At 70.0% G+C, this 8,240-nt stretch carries 8 protein-coding genes; 4 read left to right on the top strand and 4 right to left on the bottom strand.

The annotated features are described in order from the left end of the window. Nucleotides 1–442, bottom strand: a 442-nt coding sequence (locus tag ACRDP3_RS19015) for a glycosyltransferase (RefSeq protein ID WP_431518166.1), incomplete at its 3' end; no start/stop codon positions are given. A 220-nt stretch (nt 443–662) separates the two neighbouring features. Between ACRDP3_RS19015 and ACRDP3_RS19010 the strand changes: the two genes are divergently transcribed. Continuing rightward, nucleotides 663–2,099: an LCP family protein gene (locus ACRDP3_RS19010; RefSeq protein WP_431518164.1), complete on the top strand. Its 1,437-nt coding sequence runs from the start codon at nt 663–665 to the stop codon at nt 2,097–2,099. 83 nt (nt 2,100–2,182) lie between these two features. On the opposite strand, the gene ACRDP3_RS19005 is transcribed toward ACRDP3_RS19010, so the two are convergent. Next, the gene (locus tag ACRDP3_RS19005) at nt 2,183–2,734 is read right to left on the bottom strand and encodes an acyl-CoA thioesterase (RefSeq protein ID WP_431518163.1); all 552 of its coding nucleotides are present in this window, start codon (nt 2,732–2,734) and stop codon (nt 2,183–2,185) included. Nucleotides 2,735–2,861: 127 nt separating this feature from the next. On the opposite strand from ACRDP3_RS19005, the gene ACRDP3_RS19000 reads away from it, so the two are divergent. Next, entirely contained in the window at nt 2,862–4,088 is a 1,227-nt protein-coding gene (locus ACRDP3_RS19000; protein WP_431518162.1) for an LCP family protein, read from the top strand. A 46-nt stretch (nt 4,089–4,134) separates the two neighbouring features. Here ACRDP3_RS19000 and ACRDP3_RS18995 read toward each other — a convergent pair whose 3' ends face one another. After that, the gene (locus ACRDP3_RS18995) at nt 4,135–4,512 is read right to left on the bottom strand and encodes a VOC family protein (protein ID WP_431518161.1); all 378 of its coding nucleotides are present in this window, start codon (nt 4,510–4,512) and stop codon (nt 4,135–4,137) included. A 78-nt stretch (nt 4,513–4,590) separates the two neighbouring features. Between ACRDP3_RS18995 and ACRDP3_RS18990 the strand changes: the two genes are divergently transcribed. Further along, nucleotides 4,591–5,148, top strand: coding sequence for a CGNR zinc finger domain-containing protein (locus ACRDP3_RS18990; protein WP_431518160.1), 558 nt, complete (start codon nt 4,591–4,593; stop codon nt 5,146–5,148). A 161-nt stretch (nt 5,149–5,309) separates the two neighbouring features. Here ACRDP3_RS18990 and ACRDP3_RS18985 read toward each other — a convergent pair whose 3' ends face one another. Then, nucleotides 5,310–6,653, bottom strand: a complete 1,344-nt coding sequence (locus ACRDP3_RS18985) for a UDP-glucose dehydrogenase family protein (RefSeq protein WP_431518159.1) — start codon at nt 6,651–6,653, stop codon at nt 5,310–5,312. Nucleotides 6,654–6,940: 287 nt separating this feature from the next. On the opposite strand from ACRDP3_RS18985, the gene ACRDP3_RS18980 reads away from it, so the two are divergent. Then, the gene (locus tag ACRDP3_RS18980) at nt 6,941–8,062 is read left to right on the top strand and encodes an acyl-CoA dehydrogenase family protein (protein ID WP_431518165.1); all 1,122 of its coding nucleotides are present in this window, start codon (nt 6,941–6,943) and stop codon (nt 8,060–8,062) included. Nucleotides 8,063–8,240 lie beyond the last annotated feature (178 nt).

The raw sequence follows: 8,240 nt of genomic DNA, 5'->3' as shown, positions 1-8,240 counted from the left end.
CCTCACCGGCCTGCCCGCCCGTATGGAACGCGGCGTTGCCCACACCGATCTTGGAGGTCATGGCCGCGGCGACGGCTCTCTCCCAGTCGTTCTCCCCTTCGGCGTGCATGATGCCGCCGACGTTGGCGGCGCCGGTCTCCGACAGCAGCCGTACGGCCGTGGCGACGTAGCCCGGCGAGAGCATGCCGTGCCCGTCCACGCGCAGCACGACCGGATACCTGGACGCCTTGATGGCGGCGTTCAGCGCGGCGGGCGTGCGGCCGCTCGGGTTGGGGACCGTCTGCACCCGGGGGTGCTCGCGGACCAACTCGGCCGCGATCTCGTCCGTACGGTCCGCCGAGGGGCCGAGGGCGATGACGACCTCGAGGTCACCGGCGTAGTCCTGCTCGAGAATGTGCTGGACGGAGCTGCGCAGGTGCCGTTCCTCATTGAGAACCGGCATGATCACCGAAACGGCGGGCAGCTCCTCGATCGAGGAAGTGCTATCAGTCACGCGTTCACGTTACCGCGAACGAGGGACCCTCCCGCACGCCAGCCGGGTGCCCCGGAGCCCTCGGACGGCGTGTGCCCGAGTGCCGCAGATCGTATCGCCCTACGGTATGGCAATGCAGGCGGAAGCACACGAAAACGGTCGCAGACCCCGCTGGGGTGTGCGCCTCGCCATGGTTCTCTCCGTACTCGTGCTGGGGGCGAGCGGCGTGGGGCACGTCATGGTGCGCGGGCTGAACGCGGACGTACACCGCGTCAATCCCTTTCAGGGGCTGACGGACCGGCCGCGCGACTCCGGAGGGGCGAACTTCCTCGTCGTCGGTACCGACCGGCGCGACAAGCTCTCCTCGGAGCAGCGGGAGAAGTACCGCCTCGGCGGCTCGGCCTGCGACTGTACGGACACCCTGATGCTGGTGCATCTCTCGGCCGACCATGACCGCGCCAGCGTGGTCAGCCTTCCGCGCGACTCCTACACCCGTCTGCCCGCCCACACCGACGGCGGCTCGGGCCGGCGGCACGCCGCCAAGCCCGCGAAGCTCAACTCGGCCTTCGCGCACGGCGGCGCACCGCTGACCGTCAGGACCGTCGAGGACATGACGGGCATCAAGATCGATCACTACCTGGAGGTCGACTTCACCAGCTTCATGCGCACGGTGGACGTCCTCGGCGGCGTGCCGGTGTGCACGGAACGGACGCTGCACGACAGCTACTCCGGACTGAACCTGCCCGCGGGCACCACGAACCTCGACGGCGGCCGCGCCCTGCAGTACGTACGGGCCCGGCATCTCGGCGACGGTTCCGACCTGAGCCGGATGAAACGCCAGCAGCACTTTCTCGCCTCGGTCATCGAGAAGGCCACCGACAGCGGCGTCCTGATGAACCCGGTGAAGCTGGAGAAGGTCGCCTCGACCGTCCTGGACTCCGTCCGTGCCGACGAGGGCCTGGGCAGCGACGAGATGCTGGAGCTCGGCAGGGCGATGCGGCGCTTCACGGCGGCCTCGTCCGAGTTCGCGTCCGTGCCCATCGAGGATCCGGACCACAGGGTGCGCGGGCTGGGCTCGACCGTGAAGTGGGACGAACGCAAGGCGGCGAAGCTCTTCGGAGCGCTGCGCGCCGACCGGCCGCTGGCCGAGGAGAAGCCCGGGAAGAGCAAGGCGGCCAAGCGCGCCGAACGCGCCAAGAACGCCAAGGCCGCGCAGGACCGGGCCGGCCGGGCGGCGAGCGTCCTGGTCGGGATTCCACCGGGCAGCATCCAGGTGCACGTGGAGAACGGCACCGCACGGTCAGGGCTCGGCCGCGCCGTCGACAGGGAACTGCACGGCACCGGCTTCACCACCATGGGCCCACCGGACGACGCGCAGCGCAGCGACACCGAGTACACGATGATCCGCTACGACCCGCGCTGGGACCGCTCGGCGCACGCCCTCGCGAAGGCGCTGCCGGGCGCCAAGCTGGTGAAGGAGGCGGACCGCGGTCCGGTCATGCTGGTCACCGTCGGCGAGAAGCATCACAGGGTGCGGCAGGTCCGGGTCGACGATCCCGCGCCGGGTGCGGGCGCCACGCCGGGCGGCGGCGCGGTCAAGGGCGACGAGAAGGTGTCCTGTGCCTGAGCCTCGTTTCTGAGGAGCTGCCCGGCCCTGAGGAGCTGCCGGTCTGGTTCCCGAGGAGCCGCCCGGCCGGCCGCGGCGCCCGGCTACTGCTCGTTCAGCCCCTCGGCCGCACGCTTCTCGCGCAGTTCCTTGATCGCCCGGCGGCGTGCCAGCCGGTGGGTCCGGCGGATCTGCGCCTCCTGAAAGCGCCGCTTGTCCCGCTCGGTCTCCGGGATCACCGGCGGCACCGGCCGCGGCCGGCCGTCGGAGTCGACCGCGGCGAAGACCATGTACGCCGTCCCGACCTGCGTGGCCGGCGTCGACTCGTTCCACCGCTCGGCCATGACACGTACACCGATCTCCATCGACGACCGGCCGGTCCAGTTGCACTGGGCGCGGACATGGACCAGGTCGCCGATCCGGACGGGCTCGAGAAAGACCATCTCGTCCATGGACGCGGTGACCGCCGGCCCGCCGGAGTGCCGGCCGGCGACGGCCCCGGCGGCGTCGTCGGCGAATTTCATGATCACACCGCCGTGCACGGTGCCGAGGAGGTTGGTGTCGTTCCCCGTCATGATGTGCGACAGAGTGGTGCGGGAGGCGGCGGTCGGCTTGCCCGGTAGGGCCGCTTCCGCCGGATGGGCCTGGTCGGTCATGGTCCCTACCCTATGTGGCGGCGAGAACCGGCCTGACGGGCGGCTTTGCATCAGAACGGATACAGCCTCGGCCCGAAGCGGTACCCGGGCTGTGTTCCGACGGCCCAGTCAAGGCACACTGCCCTGCATGAATGAGTGGCCCGGATGGAACGACGGCTCCCGTGACAGGTACGGACGCGGCAGTGGTGCCGCCGCCCGCGGAGGCGTGCCGCAACAAGGGAGAGGCGGCTATGACGGGGGCTACAGAGACCAGGACCAGTACGGATACGACTCGGGCTACAGCGACGGCCAGGTTTATGGCGGCGGGGGTCGCGGTGGCGACTACCGGGGCGGTTACGACGACGGCTACGGACCGTACGACGACGTGCCGCCCCGCCGGCGGCGACGCTTCAAACCCATCCTGATAACCCTGGTCGTCATCCTGCTGGCATGGGCGGTCGGCACCTATTTCTGGGCCGACTCCAAGCTGAAACGTGACGTCGACCTCAGTATCGTCGAGGACCGGCCGGAGACGGCCGACGGCACCAACTACCTGATCGTCGGCTCCGACAGCCGCGAGGGCATGACCGCTCAGGAGAAGAAGGACCTGCACACGGGCTCGGCCGGCGGCAAGCGCACCGACTCGATGATGATCCTGCACGTCGGCAACGGCGCACCGACGCTGATCTCGCTGCCGCGTGACTCCTGGGTCGAGATCCCGCCCTTCACCGGCTCCCAGTCCGGCAAGCACTTCGGCAACAGCCAGCGGACCAAGCTCAACGCCGCCTACTCGCAGGACGGCGCCCCACTGCTGGTCCGTACCGTCGAGCACAACACCGGGCTCAAGATCGATCACTACGCCGAGATCGGCTTCGGCGGCTTCGCCAAGATCGTGGACTCTGTCGGCGGTGTCGAGATGAACATCCCGCAGGACATCAAGGACAAGAACTCCGGCGCCGACTTCCGGAAGGGCAAGCAGACGCTGGACGGCAAGCAGGCCCTCTCCTTCGTCCGCAACCGGCACGCGGGCACCGGCGACAGCGACCTGGGCCGGACCAAGAACCAGCAGAAGTTCCTGGCCGCCCTTGCCAGTCAGACGGCGACGCCCTCGACGATCCTCAACCCCTTCAAGCTCTACCCGACCATGGGCGCCGGTCTGGACACCCTGATCGTGGACAAGGACATGAGCCTGTGGGGACTGGGCTCGATGTTCTTCGCGATGAAGGACGTCTCCAGCGGCGAGGGCAAGCGCATGAACATGCCCATCTCCGGGCCCGCTCCAGCGGGCTCGCTGCAGTGGGACATGCCGAGGGTCAAGCAGTTGGTGCAGCAGCTGAAGAACGACGAGAAGGTCACCGTCAAGTCCGACCAGTGAGCCGTGCGCCCGCGCCGCGGAACGCCCACGCGCCCGGGCGTCGCGCTCAGTCGGCGACGCAGAGACAGAAGGGGTGCCCGGCCGGGTCCAGGTAGACGCGGAAGCCACGCTTGCCGCCGCCGTCGTCCTGGATCAGCCGGGCACCGAGCTTGATCACCTCTTGCTCCGCCTCGTCCATGCGGTCCCTCGGCACGTCCAGGTCCAGGTGCAGCTGCTGGGCGTGCTCCAGGCTGGGCCACTGCGGCGGGATGAAGCCGGCCGACTCCTGGAAGGCGAGCCGCTGGCCGCCCGGGCCGGACACGTCCACCCAGGTGTCGCCCTCACCCGGCTCGACCTTCCAGTCGAGCACCTGTGCGTAGAACTCGGCGAGCCGCCTCGGGTCCGGGCAGTCCAGAACAATGCAGTTCATCGTGGCGATGGCCATGGGTTACCCCTTGAGGTCGTAAACCGGTAACGCGCTTTGGTTACCAGATCATGGCCCCTCATCGGTAACGTGGCAAGGGTGACGGACCGGACAGCCCCGAAGGCGCTCGTCCTTGTGCAGGAGTTGACGAACACGCTCGAGGTCGACTCGGGCGAGGACGCCCTCGCCGCGCCGGGCGGCATCGCCGACTTCGCACACAGGCACGGGCTCGACGGACTCGGATCCCGCCCCGATACGGCCGCGCGGGAGCTCGCCGCGCTGCGCGAACTGCGCGAGGCCCTGCGCGCCGCGTGCCTGGCGCACACCGGTACGGACATGCCGGGCGAGGCGTCAGCGGCACTCGCACAGCGGCTCGCCCACGCCCCGCTCATCCTCGAGGTCGACGAGGCGGGCCGGGCCGGACTCCGCCCAGCACCCGGACTGTCCGGAGTCCCCGCGCTCACCGCCCGGATCGCGGTGGGCATCGCCACGGCGGCCGGCGACGGCGACTGGCAGCGGCTCAAGGCGTGCGAGGCGCACGACTGCCTGTGGGTCTTCTACGACCGGAGCCCGGCCGGCCGGGGACGCTGGTGCTCGATGGCCGTGTGCGGCAGCCGGGCGAAGATGCGTACGTACCGGGCGAACCGGCAGCGCTAGTGCCGTGACCGGCGATGCCTGCCCGTTGAGGAGCGTCTTCCAGTGCTGCCGGGGCTGTTGGCAACGCTGAGGGGTGCCCCCCGGTGACCCCGCCCGGGCCGCAGGCCCAGGGGCCCCGGCGGAGCAGGGGCGCGCAGCGTCTGGTGTCGGCGATCCCGCCGTCAGGCGGTGGGACGGCCCAGCGCGCGGAAGCTCCAGTCGCCCTTGCGCCACGCCGCCGGGTCGAGCGTGTTGCGGCCGTCCAGGATGCGCCGGACCGCGACCACCTCGCCCAGTGCCGCCGGGTCCAGCTCCTGGAACTCCCGCCACTCCGTCAGGTGCAGCACCACCTCCGCGCCCCGCACCGCCTCGGCCACGCTCGGCGCGTAGCGCAGGGTCGGGAAGAGGGCGCGGGCGTTGTCCATTCCCTTGGGGTCGTAGACCGAGACCTGGGCGCCCTGCAGGTGCAGCTGGCCCGCGACGTTGAGCGCCGGCGAGTCCCGTACGTCGTCGGAGTCGGGCTTGAAGGTCGCGCCCAGTACGCCGATCCGGGTGCCCAGCAGCGTGCCGCCCAGCGCCTCCCTGGTCAGCTCGACCATCTGGGCACGCCGCCGCATGTTGATCGAGTCGACCTCGCGCAGGAATGTGAGTGCCTCCGAAGCGCCCAGTTCGCCGGCCCGGGCCATGAACGCGCGGATGTCCTTGGGCAGACAGCCGCCGCCGAAGCCGATCCCGGCCCGCAGGAACTTCTTGCCGATCCGGTCGTCGTGCCCGATCGCCTCGGCCAGCTTCACCACGTCGCCGTCCGCGGCCTCGCAGACCTCGGCCATGGCGTTGATGAAGGAGATCTTCGTGGCCAGGAAGGAGTTGGCGGAGGTCTTCACCAGCTCGGCCGTCGGGAAGTCGGTGACGACGAAGGGCGAACCCTCGGCGAGCGGCGTCGCGTACACCTCGCGCAGCAGCTGCTCCGCGCGCTCACTGCGCACGCCCACCACGATGCGGTCCGGGCGCAGCGTGTCCTTGACCGCGAAGCCCTCCCGCAGGAACTCCGGATTCCAGGCCAGCTCCGCGTCCGCGCCCACGGGCGCGAGCTCCGCCAGCCGGGCTGCGAGCCGCTCCGCACTGCCCACCGGCACCGTGGACTTGCCGACGACCAGGGCCGGGCGGGTCAGATGGGGAGCCAGCGAGTCGACCGCGCTGTCGACATAGGACATGTCGCAGGCGTACTCGCCGTGCCGCTGCGGGGTGTTGACGCAGATGAAGTGGACGTCGCCGAATTCGCCCACCTCCGCGTAGGAGGTGGTGAAGCGGAGCCGTCCGCTCGAACCGGGGAACCCCGCGACGTGCTGGCGCAGCAGTTCGTCCAGCCCCGGCTCGTACATCGGCGTCTCGCCGCGTTCCAGCAGCGCGATCTTCTCCGGGGAGATGTCCAGACCCAGCACCTCGAAGCCGAGTTCGGCCATGGCGGCAGCGTGGGTGGCCCCGAGATATCCGGTGCCGATCACTGTGATCCTGTGCGGGGCCATGGCGAATGCTCCTGTGTGACGACGCTTGAGTAACCCCGGAGAAGGCCGCGAAAGACACCTGCCGGGAACGCTGCCCGCGCAGCATATCGGGGGCGCCGCTGTCGTGAAGCTCACGTATCCCGGCCGGGCGGTGACCCCTAGAATTGCGTTACTTAACGGTAGTTAGCAATCGCCGCCCTGCCGCGCCATCGCGCGGCAGAGCTTCAGAGGAGTGAAACACCTTGGCGTCATCGGGAAACAGCGCAGCCGCCGACTTCGACCTCTACCGGCCCGCCGAGGAGCACGACATGCTCCGGGACTCGGTGCGCGCCCTGTGTGAGGCGAAGATCGCGCCGTTCGCCGCCGCGGTGGACGAGGAGGCCCGCTTCCCGCAGGAGGCCCGGGACGCCCTCGAAGCCAACGACCTGCACGCCGTTCACGTGCCCGAGGAGTACGGCGGCGCCGGCGCCGACGCGCTCGCGACCGTCATCGTCATCGAGGAGGTCGCCCGCGTCTGCGCCTCCTCCTCCCTCATCCCTGCGGTCAACAAGCTGGGTTCGCTGCCGGTCATCCTCTCCGGCTCCGAGGAGCTGAAGAAGAAGTACCTCGCGCCGCTCGCCAGGGGCGAGGCGATGTTCTCGTACTGCCTGAGCGAGCCGGACGCGGGCTCGGACGCGGGCGGCATGAAGACCAAGGCCGTACGGGACGGCGACCACTACGTGCTCAACGGCGTGAAGCGCTGGATCACCAACGCCGGTGTCTCCGACTACTACACCGTCATGGCCGTGACCGACCCGGACCGGCGCACCAAGGGCATCACGGCCTTCGTCGTCGAGAAGGACGACGAAGGAGTCTCCTTCGGTGCCCCGGAGAAGAAGCTCGGCATCAAGGGTTCCCCGACCCGCGAGGTCTACCTCGACAACGTGCGCATCCCCGTCGATCGGATGCTCGGCGAGGAGGGCACCGGCTTCGCCACCGCGATGCGGACCCTGGACCACACCCGGATCACCATCGCCGCCCAGGCACTCGGTATCGCCCAGGGCGCGCTCGACTACGCCAAGGGCTACGTCACCGAGCGCAAGCAGTTCGGCAAGCCCGTCGCGGACTTCCAGGGTGTGCAGTTCATGCTGGCCGACATGGCGATGAAGCTGGAGGCGGCCCGCCAGCTGACCTACGCGGCGGCGGCCAGGTCGGAACGCGTCGCCGCCGGCGGCGGGAAGCAGGACCTGACCTTCTTCGGCGCCGCCGCCAAGTGCTACGCCTCCGACGCGGCCATGGAGATCACCACGGACGCGGTCCAGCTGCTGGGCGGCTACGGCTACACGCGTGACTACCCGGTCGAGCGGATGATGCGCGACGCCAAGATCACGCAGATCTACGAAGGCACGAACCAGGTCCAGCGCATCGTGATGGCCCGCAACCTGCCGTAGGGCGTGCCTGACCCGCTCAGTCGTGTGCCGGCCCGGTTCCGGTCGGCCCGGTTCCGGCCGACTCGGTTCCGGCCGACTCGGTTCCGGCCGACTCGGTTCCGGTCGGCCGGGCCGCGATCCAGGCCAGCAGGCGCGGCGCGACACCCGGCGTCCGCAGCAGCGCGCCGCCGTGCGCGGC

Origin of the sequence: Streptomyces sp., assembly GCF_050698815.1 — a bacterium.
In the GTDB taxonomy this organism is placed as follows: Bacteria; Actinomycetota; Actinomycetes; order Streptomycetales; family Streptomycetaceae; genus Streptomyces.
This window is presented reverse-complemented; position numbering and strand designations above follow the sequence as displayed.

Coding starts and splice junctions, on each gene's coding strand:
- ACRDP3_RS18995 (WP_431518161.1), bottom strand. CDS start 4,512: ATGGCCATCGCCACGATGAACTGCATTGTTCTGGACTGCCCGGACCCG.
- ACRDP3_RS19010 (WP_431518164.1), top strand. CDS start 663: ATGGTTCTCTCCGTACTCGTGCTGGGGGCGAGCGGCGTGGGGCACGTC.
- ACRDP3_RS19000 (WP_431518162.1), top strand. CDS start 2,862: ATGAATGAGTGGCCCGGATGGAACGACGGCTCCCGTGACAGGTACGGA.
- ACRDP3_RS18985 (WP_431518159.1), bottom strand. CDS start 6,653: ATGGCCCCGCACAGGATCACAGTGATCGGCACCGGATATCTCGGGGCC.
- ACRDP3_RS18980 (WP_431518165.1), top strand. CDS start 6,941: ATGCTCCGGGACTCGGTGCGCGCCCTGTGTGAGGCGAAGATCGCGCCG.
- ACRDP3_RS19005 (WP_431518163.1), bottom strand. CDS start 2,734: ATGACCGACCAGGCCCATCCGGCGGAAGCGGCCCTACCGGGCAAGCCG.